The following is an 18,079-nucleotide window of genomic DNA, read 5'->3' as shown; positions in this document are numbered from 1 at the left end:
CAAGACTTCATTTACCAAGCGATGAATGTTTATTATTTATACAAAGCTGACATCCCTGAATTGGCTGATGGTTACTTTACTGATACAAATGAATATGTAACCTATTTATCAGAGAATCCTGATCCTGAAAATTTTTATTACGATGAGTTGATTTCAGATCAAGATCGCTTCAGTTTTATAACAGATAATTATATCGAGTTAGAAAACAGTTTTTCTGGAGTTAGCAAAAGTAATGGACTTAAATTTAGTCTAGTTCGTTTTTCAAATTCAAATGATATTTTTGGTTATGTAAGTTATGTTGCTCCTAATTCTAATGCTTCAAGCACAATTATTGAGCGCGGCGATCTTTTTATGGAGGTAGACGGTACGTACCCAGATGACTATAAATAATTATCAAACCTTACTTAATCAAGATACCTATACACTGAATTTAGCTTCGGTTTCAGATAACACCGTGAGCAATACAGGAGAAAGTGTTACACTCACTAAAGAAGAAGGGTTTACTGAAAACCCGGTTTATATTGCTGAAACACTTGATATAGATGGTCAAAAAATAGGCTATTTAATGTACAACTCTTACGTGTCTAATTTTGATGGCGAATTAAATGCTGCTTTTGCTGATTTTAAAGCAGACGGTGTTACTGACTTAGTTTTAGATTTAAGATATAATGGCGGTGGTTCTGTTGCAAGCGCTATCGATTTGGCTTCAATGATTACCGGTCAATTTGAAGGAGATGTTATAACTAAACAACAATGGAATGCCGAGGCACAAGCTTATTTTGAGTTAGAAAGTCCAGATAATTTAATTGATCGTTTCAATTCTACAATTTATAGCGAAACAGATCATGAAGAAGCTATAAACAGTTTAAATCTAAGTCGTCTCTATGTAATAGGTACAGGAAGTACAGCCTCTGCGAGTGAGTTAACCATTATTGGTTTACGACCTTACATAGACGTTACTACTATTGGGACTACAACAGTTGGCAAATTTCAGGCGTCTGCAACTTTATATGATGGAGATAATTTCTTTAAAGAAAACGTAAACCCAGATCATACCTATGCGATTCAACCTTTGATTTACACCTATTCAAATGCTAATGGCTTGGTAGGACCTCCTACAGGTATCGAACCAGATTTTGAATTGGAAGAAGATCTTACTAATCTTGGGCAGTTAGGAGATCCTGACGAACCACTTTTAAGGTTAGCTTTAGATCAAATTTTAGGAAAAAGCCGAAGCACTAAACGTCGTTCAGGACCTGCTTATCAATTGGTTGGAGAAACCGACATGTTTTCTCCTACTTACCAAAGAATGTATGATAACAGACTTCCGGAAATTAAGAAATAGCATTTCATTTTTATAAACTAAAAATCCGCTGAGTTCATCAGCGGATTTTTTTATGCTTTAAAGTGTAAGAAGTTGTTTAGTTGAAATAGAAACCGTTGGGTCCTAATCCAACTGTTATATTTTTTAATAAACTTCCATTTGTTGAGTAGATCTCAACAAAACTATCTGAATCAAAAGTTCCTTGAGCAATAAATATGCGATCATCTTCTACATCAAATCCGTAAGCAAGATTACCGCTAAAAGTAAGTAAATCTTGCAACGGCTCCTCACTTGTGCTTAAAGCTATTTTATATACAGAAGTACCAATCATATAATAAATTGTATCATCTTCTATTGTTAAGTTTTTTGCAACACTGGTTGCTTGTGAAAAAACAATCTGAGTAGATCTATTTCCTGTAGCAAGATCTATTTTTTCTAAATAAGCTACTTTTTCCAGAGGATCTGTACCTTCAACATCCTTTCTCGTTAAAGCATAAATAAAACCATCCTCAATATCAAATGAGTTAAGAGATCCTTCAGTTGTATACGTAGTTGTAATAGAATTTGAAGTTGGATCTAAAACATTTATACTATTACCATCATTAAAGGCACTTCCTTGAATATAAATCAGACCGTCTTCCTCTTCTAATTTATCAATTTTATTACCGATAATTAACGTGTTTTCTACTGTTAGGGTTTCTAAATCTATTACAACAACATAATCATCTGCTCCTGTAGAAAAATCTCCCTGATTGGTCACATAAGCTTTTCCATTCACAACCTCACCGTATCTTGGAATTGAAAGTTCTGAATCAATCACTCCTATATATTCAAAGGTATAGCGATCTACGACAGTTATATAATTTGATCCATTAGAAATTACATACGCATTGTCTTCGTCAAAAAATATAGACTGTACAAATTGACCCAAATCACTTTCAGAAGGATTTACTGTCGAATACACATCAATATCTGAAGTTTGTAAGTCGTCGCTTATAAAAGAGACTGTTCCTCTTCCTTCAAACATTCCTTCGTTAGTAACAAAAAAACCATCAGTGTAATCCCCTTCAGGAAGTGGTTCTAGATTGTCATCGTCATTAGAACACGAGTTTAAAATAAATACGCCTAAAAGCGCTAAAAGACTAAGTTTATTAATTTTCATTTTTGATTATTTATAGTTTAAAATTTAAGTACATAGTAAAATTTCGACCAGGCATCCAACGGTTTTCAACACTTTGATATTCAGCATCAAAAAAGTTATTGATACGTCCACCCAGTTCAAATTGTTCTGATTTGCCGAAGCGATAGCCCATACTGAAGTTGCCAACCGTATAGGGATCTAGATTATATCGACTGTTGTTATCACTGCGTGTAAACACTTCTCCCACATATAAGAATTGAAGGTTTGTATGCAGTCGCTTATAGTTATAATTCATCCCGGCAGTGACTTTATGAAAAGGAACGTAGATCAGTTGATAACCCGTCTCTTTATTCTCTGAAATTGTATACGCATAGGTCGCATTTAAAGAAAATCGGTGTTTATTTTTAAAAGTCTTAAACCAGTTTAAACCCGATTCTAAACCATAGATTTGCACTTCATCTTCATTAACCGGTCTCCAAACCCCATCGCTTCCGGGCAACCATCTGATCATATCTGTAACCGAATTGTAATACCCTGTGATGTTTAAACGCAACGAGCGGTAATTAAACACAGCTCCTATCTGCCCTTGCAAAGATTTCTCCGGAAGCAAATCAGGATTTCCGGCAGAAGACCAGTACAGATCGTTGTAGGTAGGAATTCTAAAGTTTCGGGAAGCATTAACATTTAAACTGAAAAAATCACTAAAGTCTTTCGTAGCTCCTACAGAAAACAAAAACGGACTATCATAATTGGCTGTAGCTTCTTTTCTAAAACCCAATTCGTATTTAAAGTCCGAAGCCAACTGATGTTTCATTAAAAGAGCAGCTGCAAAAATATTTCGATCATTTTCACCTAAACTTGAACCTTCACCGGTCGTGTTGGTATTGGTCAAAACGGTATTCAGTGTTAGATTATCTAAAACAGAATAACTCAAATCATATTTTGCGATAAATGTTTTAGCCCTTCCAAAGGTGAACGAATCGTAATTGAGATTTCCGAAGTATTTATAGTGTTCATCTAAATATGCCAGTCGAGTAACCGAAATAAAATCTCCGAAGCTACTCTCCCACTCCAATAAATTCTTACTATTTAGATCTTGATATTTTGTAGCAGTCTCTGAAGCACGTATTAATGAAAAATGGCGCTCCCCGTCAAAGAGTTCGCTAAAAATCCTGATAGAATTCTTGTCATTTATTTTAAATCCCAGACCTACATTAAATGCAGTATTTTCAAATTGACCATTTAAATTTTCACCTCCATTTGGATACTCATAGTCGTTATCGCTGCTGTTTCGGGACAATGCCAGATTTAAACTCCATTGGTCTGTACCCAATTTAAAAGTGTATCGAGCATCACGAGTAGTATAGCTACCATATTGAAGAAAGAGATTATGTTCATGTAGTTTTTCAAAGCTTAACGTCGTGTTTAAATGTACACTTCCGCCTATTGCCCCCGTACCATAAACGACGCTTCCACCACCGCCACGCACTGATATTTCATTATAAGCACCGGTGTTGATCGTATTAAAATCAAGCTGACCGTTAAACTGAGAATTGATATTGATCCCATTCCACAACACAGCGGTTTGAGAAGCAGTTGTACCTCTAAATGATGGTGATGAGACCATTCCCAAGCCATTTTCTTTAAAATATATGGGCGTGTTAAAATTGAGTGTATTGGTTAGTAAAGCTCTGTTTTGGTACAAAATCGAATCAGAAAGCGTCAAGACATCGCGACCGGTAGAATATTCCTTTAATTTAGAATCTGTTAAATACACAGAGTCTAGAGGCGTCACCGTACGCTCTTGCGAATAAAGAAACCCTGCACACAACAGAATCCCTACAAAAATGTAGTTAAATCTAAAATTCATAAGCCCTTTGACCTTTACCCCGAAAGTCTTCAGTTAATAGTTACTTCTGGCAGGTCTCCTGGCTCGCGTATAAAAATCAACCTTCCCATCGTAAAGACAGTGGTGTAAGAGCGATTTTACCGTTCGGTTAACCGAACAAAGCTTACAGTTGCGGGAACAGCTCAGGAATATTAAAAAAATTAAGCACCTGATTCCCTTTTAAGGTATTTCCGTTAGTAGAAAATAACCACCAAAATTCAAGCGCGAAGTTAATCAAATCACTTAGTCTACCTTACTTTTTTTAATTAATCTTACTTTTGAATTTCAATTACTACCTAAACACCAAATCAGACGATTTTGATAAAAAACCTATTTACAACTGTATTTCTCTTCTCTTTTTTACTCTTTAACTCGTGTAAAAACGAGTCAAAACCTGAAGTTTCAGAGAATCAACAAACGAGCAAATCACTAGTAGAGTTTGCTACAGGATTTGACATTCTAGACCACGAAGCTTATAAAATTTTAAGTGTTTCTCAAGCATGGCCCGGAAGTAAAAAAACCTTCAGATATGCATTACTCAAAGAAGGACAAAAACTACCAGATAGCATCGAAGCAGATGCTATACTAACAATCCCGATTACTTCAATCGTGGTAACTTCAACAACGCATATTCCCGCCCTAGAACTGCTTGGTGTTGAAGAAACTCTAAAGGGTTTCCCAAATCTTGATTATATTTCTTCGCCCAAAACAAGAGCGCTTATCAAGGCTGAAAAAATTGAAGAATTAGGACAAAATGAATCTATAAATACAGAGAGAGCGATCGATTTAAATCCTGATGTTGTGGTGAGCTTTGGCGTTGAAGGTGAGAACAAAAGCTTAAACTCGTTGCAACGCGCAAATATTCCGGTATTGTATAATGGCGATTGGACGGAAACTTCTCCTCTTGGTCAAGCAGAATGGATCAAATTTTTTGCTGCACTCTACAATAAAGAAAAACAAGCTGATTCTATTTTCAACTCCATAAAAGACAACTACAATTCTTTAAAAAAAGAAGCCCTTAAAGCGAAGAAAAAGCCTACAGTTTTAAGTGGTGCTATGTTTAAAGATGTATGGTATTTACCAAAAGGTGAAAGCTGGGCCGCACAACTGGTAGCTGATGCAAATGCTGAGTATTTATATAAAGACACCAAGGGAACCGGAAGCCTTTCTTTAAGTATTGAAAGTGTTCTGGATAAGGCACAAAATGCTGAATTTTGGATTGCTCCTAATGCTTTTGAAAGCTACCAATCTTTAAAAGAAACAAATGATGCCTACACACAATTTGCTGCTTTTAAAAACAAAGCTATTTACAGCTTTGCTGCTGCAAAAGGAGAAACCGGTGGAATGCTTTATTATGAGTTGGCTCCTTCTCGACCAGACTGGGTTCTTGAAGATCTGGTAACTATTTTTCACCCGGAACTTAACAGTAATAAAGCCTCTCACTTTTTCACACCACTTGAATAGTACCAGTAAACATAGCGTTCAATTTGTAATTCTAGGAACACTTTTGATTTTGCTGTTCGTAGTCAATATTGCTTTGGGTTCAGTACTGATTCCATTAAAGGCTATTATTCAAATTATTCTTGGGGATGATAGTGTAAAAGAAGCCTGGCAATATATCATTCTCGATTATCGAATTCCAAAAGCTTTAGCGGCTATTATGACCGGAAGCGGACTAGCTGTTGCAGGTTTAATGATGCAAACGCTATTTAAAAATCCGCTGGCGGGACCTTTTGTATTAGGAATTAGTAGTGGTGCAAGTTTGGGTGTTGCTTTTTTTATTTTAGGAGGAAGTGCTCTGGGCTTATCTGCATTTGTTGTGCCTAATGGCTGGGGAACCATTCTCGCTGCCAGCTTGGGAAGTTTTGCTGTTTTGAGCATTGTATTGCTTGTCGCCTCAAGAGTTCGCGATGCGATGGCTTTATTGATTATAGGCTTAATGTTTGGGAGTCTTACTGCTGCAGTGGTAAGCATACTCGCGTATTTTAGTCCGGCAGAAGAATTACAGCGGTATATGTTTTGGTCCTTCGGAAGTCTGGGAGACATCTCTTGGGATGCACTAATAATTCTTTCGTTTTGCTACTTTATAGGAATGATTTTAGCTTTTTCAGTCACAAAAAGCCTCAACAGTCTATTACTTGGTGATCACTATGCTCAGACGCTTGGTGTTTCCTTACAAAAAAGCAGATTTATCATTTTAATAGCAACCAGTATTCTCGCAGGAAGTCTAACTGCTTTTGTAGGACCAATAGCCTTTGTCGGGCTCGCCGTTCCGCATTTGATCAGACAATGGTTTACAGCTTCTAATCACTGGACGCTGATGCCGGCTTGCGTTTTAGGAGGTGCTGTATTGATGCTTTTTTGCGATACATTGGCACAAATGCCTCTATTTGAATTCTCGCTACCCATAAACGCTATTACTTCAATTATAGGTGCGCCGGTTGTGATCTGGCTTTTAATTAGGAAGAAAAAACTCTTATTTTAAGTAATGTCAGATTTTAATAAAATATTGCTAAGCAGTTCAAAACTTTCCGTTGGATATAAAAATGGACAGGAAAAGATTATCATTGTTGAAGATGTGAATCTTTCTCTTAAAAAAGGAACCTTAACAACAATGGTGGGTATTAATGGCTCTGGTAAATCTACATTATTACGCACACTAGCCGGACTTCAGAATCCTATTTCCGGAGAGGTTTTACTTGAAAAATCACCTATTAAAACACTTGATGCTGAAATAAAAGCTAAACAATTGAGCGTAGTTCTAACCGGACAATATATTTCAAAAAACCTAACAGTTTTAGAGTTGGTTGCGCTAGGAAGACAGCCCTATACTAATTGGTTAGGAAAACTTTCAGAAGAAGATAAAGTCCATATTTTAAATGCTATAAACGCAACTGAGTTAGAAGCTCTTAAAAATACAGCTTGTCACGCACTAAGCGACGGCCAATTTCAAAGAGCACTAATTGCTCGTGCTTTAGCCCAAAATACGGAAGTCATTTTGCTTGATGAACCCACAACTCATCTTGATTTACATCACAAAGCTTCTATTTTTTCTTTACTGAAAACAATCGCTCACGAGCAACAAAAAACGATCTTAAGTACATCGCACGATATCGAATTGGTTTTAGGGATGTCTGATGAAATGCTGGTGATTCACAACGGAAAAGCAACGCAAGACACTCCGAAAAACTTGACAGAGTCTGGGATTTTTGAACAGTTATTCCCCGATAACATTATTGGCTTCAACAAAGAAAACCAGCGATTTTTTATTCGGTAATACCAAAGCCTTATCCCTATCTTTGAGTAAACTACCTCGGGGCAAGCCCACGAGTTATTTATTAGAAACAATTTTTCAATATAGAGGCAAGACTCGGGGTATTAAACCCTTTGGGGGTGCCAATAAATCCCAGTTGCATGAATGATAGTCTCATCCTGATAATTAGTGTTATAGTATCCTTAAGTATAGGCTTTTTTTTAGGTCAACTAATTACTGGTCTTAAAAAAAAATCTGAAACTGCCCGCTTACACGAAAGATTACAACTCAAAGAGCAACAACTGGAAGGTTTTGAAAAAGAAAAAGCTGATTTGCTCAAAAAACAAGAGCAACTGCAGGACGATAAAGAGTTTTTTCAAAATGAACTAACCAGCCGTAATGTAGCTTTTGAAAACTTAGAACAGCGCATCTCAGAAAAATCTGCTGAACTAGAAAAACTTCAGGAGAAATTCACAAAGGATTTTGAGATTGTTGCTAATAAAATTTTGGAAGAGAAATCTTCTAAATTTATGTTTCAGAATAAAGAAAACCTAAACTCAATTTTAAAACCCTTACAAGAAAAAATCAACAGTTTTGAGAAAAAGGTAGAAGACACAAATAAGGAAAGTTTAGGGAGACACAGCGAACTGAGACAGCAAATAAAAGGTCTGGCAGAACTCAATTTACAAATGAGTAAAGATGCAGATAATCTTACCAAGGCATTAAAAGGCGATACTAAAATGCAAGGAAACTGGGGTGAGCTAATACTCACTCGAGTTCTTGAAAAATCTGGACTTGAGAAAGATCGCGAATACACGTTGCAAGACAGCCATACTGACGAAACCGGAAAACGTTTTCAGACAGACGTATTAATCCATCTTCCTGATGGAAAAAAAATGATCGTAGACAGTAAAGTATCTCTTACAGCCTTTGAACGATACGTTTCTGAAACTGAAGAAAATTTAAAAAACACCTTTCTTAAACAGCATATTCTTTCGGTAAAAAACCATATTAATACCTTGAGTTCAAAAAATTATCAAGCTCTTTTAGAAGAAAGTCCAGATACGGTTTTTATGTTTATTCCCATCGAGCCCGCTTTTGCTATTGCTTCTGCCCATGCTCCGCAACTTTATGAGGAAGCTTTTAGTAAAAATGTAATCATTGTTACTCCTTCTACCCTGCTCGCCGCTTTAAAACTGGTAGAAAACCTTTGGCAAAACGATCGTCAAAAGAAGAATGCTATAGAAATTGCAACGCAGGCCGGCAGACTTTATGACTCCTTTACACTGTTAACAGATGAACTCATCAAAGTAGGAACCCAACTGGGAACGGTACAAAACACCTATGATCGCACGATGACAAAACTTACAGGAAAAGGCAATCTCATCAACCGTGTAGAACGTCTAAAAAAGCTTGGAGCCAAAACCAGTAAAGATATAGATCAAAAATTATTGAACAGCGCTACAGAAGATGACTCTATTGAAGCAGCTAATGACTAAATTTGAACTTAGACCCTGTATTTTATGAAAAAACTTTTAGCTTTTGTTTTGGGCGGAATCATACTTCTCGCCATTCTGTTTTACTCGTTTGTTTATTTTGTTCCTTATAGTGAAGGGACACGTGCAGGCGAACTGATCAAATTCAGTAAAAAAGGTATTTTATCTAAAACCTGGGAAGGCCAGATTAGTCAGGGAATTAGTGGTGCTCAGATCTTTGATTTTTCGGTGATGGGAAGTGAAGATGAAGTTATTCAAAAACTGAAAGATTATCAGGGAAGCTATGTAAAGTTGACTTACGTTGAGCGTTATGCAACCTTTATTTTCTGGGGTGATACAAAATATTTTGTAACCGATATCTCCAAAGAAAATTCACCACATTTTAATCGCGAATAAACAACCCTCTAAACCAACCTACTTGGAATCATTTAAAAATATTGAACAATCACAGGTGACCATTAGCGAACTGATGCTACCTTCTCATACTAATTTCAGCGGAAAAATTCATGGAGGCTACATTCTTTCTTTAATGGACCAGATCGCCTTTGCCTGCGCGTCAAAACACAGCGGCAATTATTGCGTGACCGCCTCGGTAGATACTGTGGATTTTTTAAGACCTATTGAGGTGGGCGAACTCGTGGAAATGAAAGCTTCAGTAAATTTTGTGGGCAGAACTTCAATGGTTGTGGGTATTCGGGTTGAATCTGAAGATATACACAGCGGAATTATAAAACACTGTAACTCTAGTTATTTTACAATGGTTGCTAAAGATAAAAACGGGGACTCGGTGCCTGTGCCCGGTCTTATTTTGAAAAACGAAAAGCAGATGCGCCGCTTTTTAAAAAGCCTCAACCGCCAGGAGATGAAGAAAAAGCACCGGGCAGCGTCTTCTGCAAAACACGAAATCAACAACGAGGATCTCGAGATACTTAAAAACTCACATAAGGTGCAGTTGAAGTATTAATCAAAAATTCCAAAGCTGAATAACACCAAAACTTTTGAGGTGCAAATACATGATTTAGCAGCCCATAAAGTATAGCTTGAAAAGCTTAGGGATTCTTTAAACCGCAGGCATTCTCAAACAGTTCGAGACTTCTCCAATTAGGCTAACTTTAAGTCGAAGCGGTTTTTAGCCATAGTTAAATTTCCGTTGCTGCCCGGATCTTGTTCCCGTAGAATCACATAAAACCCTGATAAGGCATTCATTGTTAAAGAAAGGGGGACCAGCAGCCAACTCATGAATTTCTCCCATCACATTCGCAAAAGGTTTTCCCATTCATACTTTACACACCCCATTCTATGTTCTATACCACGTCTTTCTTAGTATCTGGTTTAGTCCTGATAACTACCTGAATCTTTATACCTGATACCAATATACTACCTTAATCCAACCGTCTTCAACCACAAAAAGTGTGGTAAAGTGTGGTTGCAGTGTGGTTGCAGTGTGGTTGCACTATGGTTGCAGTTGGGATTTACCGGGAAGAATCCCGGTAGGATTCTGGAGTCTATTATTAATACAAGTACCCTAAAAAACCTGAAATGATACTAAACAGGAGATTCCTCCGTTACACATAGTCCACTTAAAAAAACCGTTCCAAATCTGTTTCTGCATAAAACCGGCTGTATTTAAAGCGATCCGACTCCTAATCTGTATCCTTAGTCTCGTTTTAGGAGTATTCTGAAAAGAATTGAGAGAGTGTCTTTGAACCTGATTCGGCTCACAGCAAAAAGGTCTGGTGCACTATCTGAATACACACTTCGCTTCCTTTTTAGATAACAATTTTGAAGTAGTTCGCAACAAAGAAAAAATCCTGTCTTCGCTGCGTACAGACTTTTTATGGATGGTAGTTTTTGCTACCGCTTTCGGGATTATACTTCCATTTACCAGAACGAAAAATTACGAAGGGGCCTGCAGCAGTAAATTTGGTGAGCGCTTTATCTACATTCTCGCAGCGACCATAAGTATACAAATGGGTTTGACCAAAGCGCTTGAAAACCCGGGTCTGATTGCCATTGGTTTAATCTGGATTAGCATTCATGGAGGTTTGCTCATTGGTGTTACCAAACTCATCAAACCACCCTACTCCTTTCTTGAAGTGGGGAGTCAGGCAAACATGGACGGGCTGCCTCAGCTTCTGTGATAGCAACATAATTTCATCCCTATCTAACCTCGGCAAGGCATACTTTTGACGGTTTTTGGATACGTTACATGTACAGCAGAGCATATCTTTACATCCTGCTTATGGAACATGGGCACTAATGCTTAGCACTCGTAAAACATACCTGTTTGGCTATCATATGAATATGTGCAACATAAAAAAGTGATTTTCTTCTAAGGATAAAGTAGACTATTTTTTCATAGATTTTGATCAGGATAAACTAAAACCTGAAGAATACAATTTATAAGGATAAAACCAAAAAACCCTTCTGAAATCCAGAAGGGCTTTATTATAATTCGTGTGTGATTCTTAATCTTTAATTAGTTTCTGAGTAAAAGAACGCTCTCCATTATCTATCTGAACCAAATAAACGCCACGCTTAAGTCGGCTTACATCCATACCACTTTGCAACATATTAGAGTCGATAGAATTCCGTTTTACAAGCTTTCCTAGTACATCGTAGAATGTAATTTCTACTCCGTTGGAAGCTTTAGGATTCTTAAAAAATATTCTGTCTTTTACAGGGTTAGGATAAATCTTAAAGCCGTCTTTAGTCTGCGATAAAGTAGATTTTGATTGGGTTACACGAATGGTTCCTTTCAAATCTTTATTTACAGCGCTCTGAAACGTATAAATACCTCTTTTTGCAAACACATATTCATATATAGACCCCTTAGCTAAGACCTGTTGAATTCCAAAATCTGAAGATTCACCTAAAGAATTACCAATTAAATTCTGCGGTGTTGACTCCCCAAAAACCCATTGCACTTTATCTCCCACTTGAACCTCTAGTGGAGCTTGGAGGTCATCAGTCCCAGAGGCCCACTTGATTATGTGTGTCTCCTGAGCGCTTATAGATGCTCCTATTATAAATATAAAAATGTAAAGCCAAGTAAATTTCATGCCATATTACTGTGTTTGAAGTCTTTATGTAAAGATAAAATAAGTATAACTTAAAAATGCTAAAATTTTCTCATAATTATACTATACTTTACATAAAGACGTTGTTCACAGCATTATGTTGCAAAAATTATTTACTTAAATACATTTTTCTTCTAGCGTATAAATCATAAAATGCGTCATCCTTCAAACTATCTATAAATAAGATACTTTCACCCGTACTTTTCATTTCTGGGCCTAAGGCTTTATTCACATTTGGAAACTTATTGAAAGAAAATACCGGTTGTTTGATTGCATAACCGTCTAATTTCGGCTTAAAATCAAAGTCGGTCACCTTTTTCTCTCCCAACATTACTTTAGTTGCATAATTAACATAAGGCTCACCATATGCTTTTGCAATAAACGGTACCGTACGAGAAGCTCTGGGGTTTGCTTCTATGATATAAACTTTATCATCTTTAATAGCAAATTGAATATTGATCAATCCTACCGTGTTAAGCGCTAAAGCAATTTTATGAGTGTGATCTTTTATTTGCTGAATAACAAGATCTCCTAAATTGAAAGGAGGCAAGGTTGCGTTAGAATCCCCTGAGTGAATACCACAAGGCTCTATATGCTCCATAATACCGATGATGTATACATTTTCACCATCACAAATCGCATCTGCTTCGGCTTCTATTGCTCCATCTAAATAGTGGTCAAGAAGTAATTTATTGTTCGGTATTTTACGTAAAAGATCAACAACAGTCTCTTCTAATTCGTCTTTATTGATTACAATCTTCATTCCCTGACCTCCTAATACATAAGATGGTCTTACAAGAATTGGGAAATCTAAACGATCTGCCACAGCTAAAGCTTCTTCTGCAGTTTCTGCAACATCAAACTCAGGATACGGGATATTATTCTCTTGAAGCAATCTTGAGAAACTACCACGATCTTCAGCTAAATCTAGTGCTTTATAACTGGTACCGATGATTTTAACACCGTATCTGTCTAATTTTTCAGCTAATTTCAAAGCAGTCTGCCCACCTAACTGAACGATTACACCTTCCGGTTTTTCGTGACGGATAATGTCATAAATATGCTCCCAGAATACCGGCTCAAAATAAAGTTTATCTGCCGTATCAAAGTCTGTAGATACCGTCTCAGGGTTACAGTTGATCATTATAGTCTCATAACCACATTCTGCAGCAGCTAAAACACCGTGTACACAACAGTAATCAAATTCGATTCCCTGCCCTATTCGGTTAGGTCCAGACCCTAAAACAATTACTTTTTTCTTATCGCTTACTTTGCTTTCATTCTGTGCAAAACGCTCTCCGTTTGCCAGCTGCATATCGCTTTCAAAAGTAGAGTAGAAATAAGGTGTTTGCGCCACAAACTCAGCCGCACACGTATCTACCAATTTGTAAACACGATTCACTTTAAGTTCATCTCTTTTATTGTAAACATCACTTTCTAAACAATCTAGCATATGAGCAATCTGACGATCTGCAAAACCTTTTTGTTTAGCTTCTAATAATAAATCTCTTGAAAGCGTGTCTATTTTAAAGTTTGAAATCTCCTTCTCAAGAGCATTTAATTCCTCAAATTGCTTAAGGAACCACATATCTATCTTAGTAATATCGTGAATACGACTTAATGGAATACCCATCTGTATCGCATCATATATAGTAAAAACACGATCCCAACTTGCATTGGTCAGTTTTTCTATAATAGTATCGTAATTAGTATAACCTTTACCATCTGCTCCTAAACCGTTACGCTTAATTTCAAGCGACTGGGTTGCTTTATGTAAAGCTTCTTGAAAAGAACGACCTATACCCATCACTTCTCCAACAGATTTCATCTGTAATCCCAGAGTGCGGTCACTTCCTTCAAATTTGTCAAAGTTCCAACGAGGAATTTTTACAATTACATAGTCTAATGTTGGCTCAAATAAAGCTGAAGTAGATTTTGTGATCTGGTTGTCTAACTCATCTAATGTATATCCTATAGCTAATTTTGACGCTATTTTTGCAATTGGATAACCGGTAGCCTTAGAAGCTAATGCAGATGATCTAGACACACGCGGGTTGATCTCAATAGCGATAATATCTTCTTTCTCATCAGGACTTACAGCAAACTGCACATTACATCCACCTGCAAAATCCCCTATAGAACGCATCATGTGTATTGCCATATCACGCATTCTTTGGAATGTAGTATCACTCAAGGTCATTGCCGGAGCAACTGTTATTGAGTCTCCGGTATGAATTCCCATAGGATCCATATTCTCGATAGTACAAATAATAACTACGTTATCATTTTTATCGCGTAATAACTCCAATTCATATTCTTTCCACCCCATTAAAGCCTTATCAATCATCACCTCGTGAATAGGTGAAATCTCTAAACCGTGGCTTAGTTGTTTATCAAAATCTTCTGGCTTGTAAACAATAGAAGCTCCTGCTCCACCTAATGTGTATGAAGCTCTAATTACTAATGGAAAACCAAACTGTTGAGCAATCTCCTTACCTTGAAGAAAAGAAGTTGCGGTAGCTTGAGGTGCCATACCTATACCTATTTTCAACATCAATTCACGGAATTTCTCACGATCTTCCGTAATATTAATTGCATCAATATCAACACCTATAATCTCAACATCAAAGTCTTTCCAAATTCCTTTTTCATCTGCTTCAATACAAAGGTTTAATGCTGTTTGTCCACCCATTGTAGGTAGAACAGCATCAATTTGAGGATGTTCTTTTAAAATTTTTACGAGTGATTTAGTTGTCAAAGGCAACAAATAAACATGATCTGCCATAACAGGATCTGTCATAATTGTTGCAGGGTTTGAGTTGATCAGAACGGTTTCTATACCATCTTCACGCAATGAGCGGAGCGCCTGAGACCCAGAGTAATCAAATTCACATGCCTGGCCTATAACGATAGGACCAGAACCGATAATTAAAATAGACTTAAGTTTATTATTTTTTGGCATTATACTGAGATTAGGAGTATTATCTAAAAATTCGGTTGTAGTATTTATAAAAAAAGGTGTTACTTATAAAAGTAACACCTTAATATTTTTAATAATGGAAAATCACCATTTATCTTTTATGTCTTAGCTCTGAAGATACAGATAATCTCTTTCTACCCTTAGCTCTTCTACGAGCAAGGACTTTACGACCATTAGCGCTAGCCATACGCTCGCGGAATCCATGTTTGTTTCTTCTTTTTCTTTTTGAAGGCTGAAAGGTTCTTTTGCTCATTTTATATCTTCTTTAATCCTTTTACTTTTCGATTATTAATTTGAGAATTACCTTCTCAAAAGCTGGGCGCAAATATACAAACAGTTTCTAAATCAGCAAATAGATTCTATAAAATATTTTAGATTGTTTTTATTACATTTGCACGCTCATAAAAATAACAACTAGCTACTCTATATTAGGAGTCTTTTAATACGAATCTTCATGTTCAACAAAAATATAAAATTAGTACTTGCTGCCCTTGTTCTTGGTCTTGCTATCTGGCAGATTATAGACAGATCTATAGGTAATGGTATTATGCTCATTTTACTTGCCGCAATCTTTGTGCTCCTATATTTTAAAAATGAAATTCTTATTCTGGCTTTTCTTCGCTTAAGAAAACAAGATTTTGCCGGTGCGCAGAAGTGGTTAGACAAAATCAAAAATCCTGAAGCCGCTCTGGTACGCAAACAAAACGGGTATTATAATTATCTCAATGGTTTGATGTTGTCTCAAACCAATATGATTCAGTCTGAAAAGTATTTTAAGAAAGCAGTTGAACTGGGCTTAAATATGGATGCAGATCTTGCCATGGCAAAAATTAATCTCGCCGGCATAGCAATGACTAAAAACCGCAGAAGAGAAGCAGACAAACTCCTCGCTGAAGCTAAAAAATTGGACAAAAATAATATGCTTGGTGAGCAAATTAAAATGATGAAAAAGCAAATGAAGCAAGCTGCAAATATGCCACGCCAACAATATGGTCGTGGTGGACGTAGATAATTTTTTTAATCTAGCACAATTAGCATCCTAAAAAACTGATAATCAACGCTCAGAATTCATTTTAGATAGTATTTAATCGGATTCTCAACTCCTTTTAACGATATCTTTTTTTTGCTCTTGTAGCATAAGGTAACTTTGGATAACAACCCCAAGCGAACCTTATGACAAGACTTTTACTTTTCTTTTTTTTATTGAGTTTCAGTATTTCAGCACAAGAGAAAAGCGAAAAACTTTTTTTCTCTGAAGCCCTATCGCTCAATTTAAACAACTACAACACTAAAGTAGACGATGCTTTAGAACGTGGAGAATTTTCTTATGCCAAATCTCTTTTTGACTCATTGGTTAAAAACCATCTTCAGGGAAGTTTTATTGATCCTTTAAAATTTGAGAGACTGAGTAGTTCTATCGCCTCGACAGAAGAACTAGAAAAACCTACTATTATTTTAACTTATGCATCTTGGTGTATTCCTAACGAAGGAGAAATTCCTGTTTTAAATAAAATGGCTCAAAAATATGGCGATATGGTTGATTTTGTTGTGCTCTTTTGGGACCAGAAAAAAACCGTACGCAGATTAGCTAAACAGTTTGATACCAATATACAGATTGTATATGTTGACGAGGTACAAAACAATTATATGCAAACAGTTAAACTTCTAAAACACGCACTGGGAATCTCTTTAAGTTTTGTCCTTGCTGCAGATGGGGAGATCCTAGATATCAATAGACGACCTCCTAATAAAATGAATCTTAGTGAAAATCAGATTTTCAACCAAAATATCACTTTTTTAAGTCGTCAAATTGCAGCGATCAATATAGACTTGAATATCAATATCAATGAATTACCTGAATCTTTAGCTACATTTTAATTCAACAGCTAAGTCTATAAATAAATAAGGGAGCCAGCTGGCTCCCTTATTTATTTATTAAGTTGTAATCACATTTTTATTACTGCCCTATACCAATATTAGCATTGTAAACCCCCTCTTTAGGAATCTCGATATGATACAATTTTCTTGATGCATTATTTAAATGATCTTCACGCAACCACGGGTTATGCAACTTTAAAATCTTATAGTTAATGCCAAAACCCTGAGCAAATTTCACAAAATCAGTCACCGCCGTGTCCACTTCAACTTTATAAGAAGCTACATCTTTATATAGATCATCTTCTGTAAAATTAAAACCAAAAGTCTCAGGATCAGACAATATTTGTTTCAGTGCAAGTATTCTAAAAACATAACGACCGGTCTCTTCGCCTAACAACAAGTCATAATAGCCGTTTACATCCTGACTATCTAACCTTCTACTTACACCTGCATTTCCTGCATTATAACCAGCAGCAGCAAGCGTCCAACTACCTAAATAAGCCTTTGATTTCTTTAAGTACTTACACGCTGCACGAGTTGAAAGTTCAATATTATAGCGCTCATCTACATTATCATTAACCTCAAGTCCTAGCTCTTTACCTGTAGTGCTTAATATCTGCCAGAAGCCAGTAGCACGAGCCGGAGAAACCGCCTGTGTCAAACCACTTTCAATCACAGCTAAATATTTAAAATCATCAGGTAAACCTTCTTCTTTTAAAATAGGCTCTATTATAGGAAAATATTTCGCAGCTCTTTTGATCAGCAACAAACCGTTAGACTGCCAGTACGTATTAACCAAAAGCTCTCTATCCATACGCTCTCTTATATCAGGATTATCTAAAGGCACAGGTTCTCCTGCAAAATCTAAAGTTTCTGGTAACGGAATCGCATAAACATTATAATCGTTTACTAATTTTTCTTTTTCCTTTATTTCGGGATCCGAAGGTTTCTCTTGTTGTACAGCCTGCACACAAACAGCAGTTGTAGCAACTAGGCCAATACCGGCCAGTACATTTTTAAAATTTATCATAGCGCATTA

Annotated in this window: 17 protein-coding genes and 1 riboswitch; of the genes, 11 read left to right on the top strand and 6 right to left on the bottom strand. The window is 36.5% G+C overall.

Annotation, left to right across the window (positions count from 1 at the left end):
* Window positions 1–21: 21 nt before the first annotated feature.
* Both DSM02_RS20600 and DSM02_RS15255 read left to right on the top strand, forming a co-directional pair.
* Entirely contained in the window at window positions 22–390 is a 369-nt protein-coding gene (locus tag DSM02_RS20600) for a S41 family peptidase (RefSeq protein ID WP_240674075.1), read from the top strand.
* Window positions 377–1,345 carry a S41 family peptidase gene (locus DSM02_RS15255; protein WP_240674074.1) on the top strand — a complete coding sequence of 323 codons (969 nt, stop codon included), beginning with the start codon at window positions 377–379 and terminating at the stop codon, window positions 1,343–1,345. The genes DSM02_RS20600 and DSM02_RS15255 overlap by 14 nt, the downstream gene beginning before the upstream one ends.
* Window positions 1,346–1,421: 76 nt before the next feature.
* Here DSM02_RS15255 and DSM02_RS15250 read toward each other — a convergent pair whose 3' ends face one another.
* On the bottom strand, window positions 1,422–2,486 hold the full coding sequence (locus tag DSM02_RS15250; RefSeq protein ID WP_128766422.1) for a DUF5074 domain-containing protein: 1,065 nt from the start codon (window positions 2,484–2,486) through the stop codon (window positions 1,422–1,424).
* 10 nt (window positions 2,487–2,496) lie between these two features.
* Window positions 2,497–4,335 (bottom strand): TonB-dependent receptor plug domain-containing protein, encoded by a 1,839-nt coding sequence (locus DSM02_RS15245; RefSeq protein ID WP_128766421.1) that lies wholly within the window; start codon window positions 4,333–4,335, stop codon window positions 2,497–2,499.
* A 31-nt stretch (window positions 4,336–4,366) separates the two neighbouring features.
* Window positions 4,367–4,584, bottom strand: a riboswitch (cobalamin riboswitch).
* Window positions 4,585–4,671: 87 nt separating this feature from the next.
* Between DSM02_RS15245 and DSM02_RS15240 the strand changes: the two genes are divergently transcribed.
* The 7 genes from DSM02_RS15240 to DSM02_RS15210 all read left to right on the top strand — a co-directional run bounded on the left by DSM02_RS15240 (window position 4,672) and on the right by DSM02_RS15210 (window position 11,243).
* The gene (locus tag DSM02_RS15240) at window positions 4,672–5,817 is read left to right on the top strand and encodes an ABC transporter substrate-binding protein (protein WP_317128253.1); all 1,146 of its coding nucleotides are present in this window, start codon (window positions 4,672–4,674) and stop codon (window positions 5,815–5,817) included.
* Window positions 5,810–6,838, top strand: coding sequence for an iron ABC transporter permease (locus DSM02_RS15235; RefSeq protein ID WP_128766420.1), 1,029 nt, complete (start codon window positions 5,810–5,812; stop codon window positions 6,836–6,838). Before DSM02_RS15240 ends, DSM02_RS15235 begins: the two co-directional genes overlap by 8 nt.
* Before the next feature lie 3 nt (window positions 6,839–6,841).
* Window positions 6,842–7,630 carry an ABC transporter ATP-binding protein gene (locus DSM02_RS15230; protein ID WP_128766419.1) on the top strand — a complete coding sequence of 263 codons (789 nt, stop codon included), beginning with the start codon at window positions 6,842–6,844 and terminating at the stop codon, window positions 7,628–7,630.
* A gap of 137 nt (window positions 7,631–7,767) precedes the next feature.
* The gene (gene rmuC, locus DSM02_RS15225; RefSeq protein ID WP_128766418.1) at window positions 7,768–9,105 is read left to right on the top strand and encodes a DNA recombination protein RmuC; all 1,338 of its coding nucleotides are present in this window, start codon (window positions 7,768–7,770) and stop codon (window positions 9,103–9,105) included.
* A 24-nt stretch (window positions 9,106–9,129) separates the two neighbouring features.
* On the top strand, window positions 9,130–9,498 hold the full coding sequence (locus DSM02_RS15220) for a 6-phosphogluconate dehydrogenase (protein ID WP_128766417.1): 369 nt from the start codon (window positions 9,130–9,132) through the stop codon (window positions 9,496–9,498).
* 73 nt (window positions 9,499–9,571) lie between these two features.
* Window positions 9,572–10,066, top strand: a complete 495-nt coding sequence (locus DSM02_RS15215; RefSeq protein WP_128766460.1) for an acyl-CoA thioesterase — start codon at window positions 9,572–9,574, stop codon at window positions 10,064–10,066.
* A 772-nt stretch (window positions 10,067–10,838) separates the two neighbouring features.
* Window positions 10,839–11,243 carry a DUF819 family protein gene (locus DSM02_RS15210; RefSeq protein WP_317128252.1) on the top strand — a complete coding sequence of 135 codons (405 nt, stop codon included), beginning with the start codon at window positions 10,839–10,841 and terminating at the stop codon, window positions 11,241–11,243.
* Window positions 11,244–11,570: 327 nt separating this feature from the next.
* Here DSM02_RS15210 and DSM02_RS15205 read toward each other — a convergent pair whose 3' ends face one another.
* From DSM02_RS15205 to rpmH, 3 genes are all read right to left on the bottom strand, one after another.
* Complete coding sequence (locus DSM02_RS15205) at window positions 11,571–12,164, bottom strand: T9SS type A sorting domain-containing protein (RefSeq protein ID WP_128766416.1); 594 nt, start codon at window positions 12,162–12,164, stop codon at window positions 11,571–11,573.
* A 127-nt stretch (window positions 12,165–12,291) separates the two neighbouring features.
* The gene (gene carB / locus DSM02_RS15200) at window positions 12,292–15,144 is read right to left on the bottom strand and encodes a carbamoyl-phosphate synthase large subunit (RefSeq protein ID WP_128766415.1); all 2,853 of its coding nucleotides are present in this window, start codon (window positions 15,142–15,144) and stop codon (window positions 12,292–12,294) included.
* 109 nt (window positions 15,145–15,253) lie between these two features.
* Window positions 15,254–15,415, bottom strand: coding sequence for a 50S ribosomal protein L34 (gene rpmH / locus DSM02_RS15195; protein WP_073098918.1), 162 nt, complete (start codon window positions 15,413–15,415; stop codon window positions 15,254–15,256).
* A gap of 201 nt (window positions 15,416–15,616) precedes the next feature.
* On the opposite strand from rpmH, the gene DSM02_RS15190 reads away from it, so the two are divergent.
* On the top strand, window positions 15,617–16,174 hold the full coding sequence (locus DSM02_RS15190) for a DUF2892 domain-containing protein (RefSeq protein WP_128761210.1): 558 nt from the start codon (window positions 15,617–15,619) through the stop codon (window positions 16,172–16,174).
* Window positions 16,175–16,335: 161 nt separating this feature from the next.
* The gene (locus DSM02_RS15185) at window positions 16,336–17,040 is read left to right on the top strand and encodes a TlpA family protein disulfide reductase (RefSeq protein ID WP_128766414.1); all 705 of its coding nucleotides are present in this window, start codon (window positions 16,336–16,338) and stop codon (window positions 17,038–17,040) included.
* 79 nt (window positions 17,041–17,119) lie between these two features.
* Here the strand turns inward: DSM02_RS15185 and DSM02_RS15180 are convergent, their stop codons facing one another.
* Window positions 17,120–18,070, bottom strand: a complete 951-nt coding sequence (locus DSM02_RS15180) for a lytic transglycosylase domain-containing protein (RefSeq protein ID WP_128766413.1) — start codon at window positions 18,068–18,070, stop codon at window positions 17,120–17,122.
* Between the last annotated feature and the right edge of the window lie 9 nt (window positions 18,071–18,079).

The organism is Leeuwenhoekiella polynyae, from assembly GCF_004104075.1.
Taxonomy (GTDB): domain Bacteria; phylum Bacteroidota; class Bacteroidia; order Flavobacteriales; family Flavobacteriaceae; genus Leeuwenhoekiella; species Leeuwenhoekiella polynyae.
Note: the sequence above shows the minus strand (reverse complement) of the source record. Positions and strands in the feature narration are given on the sequence as shown.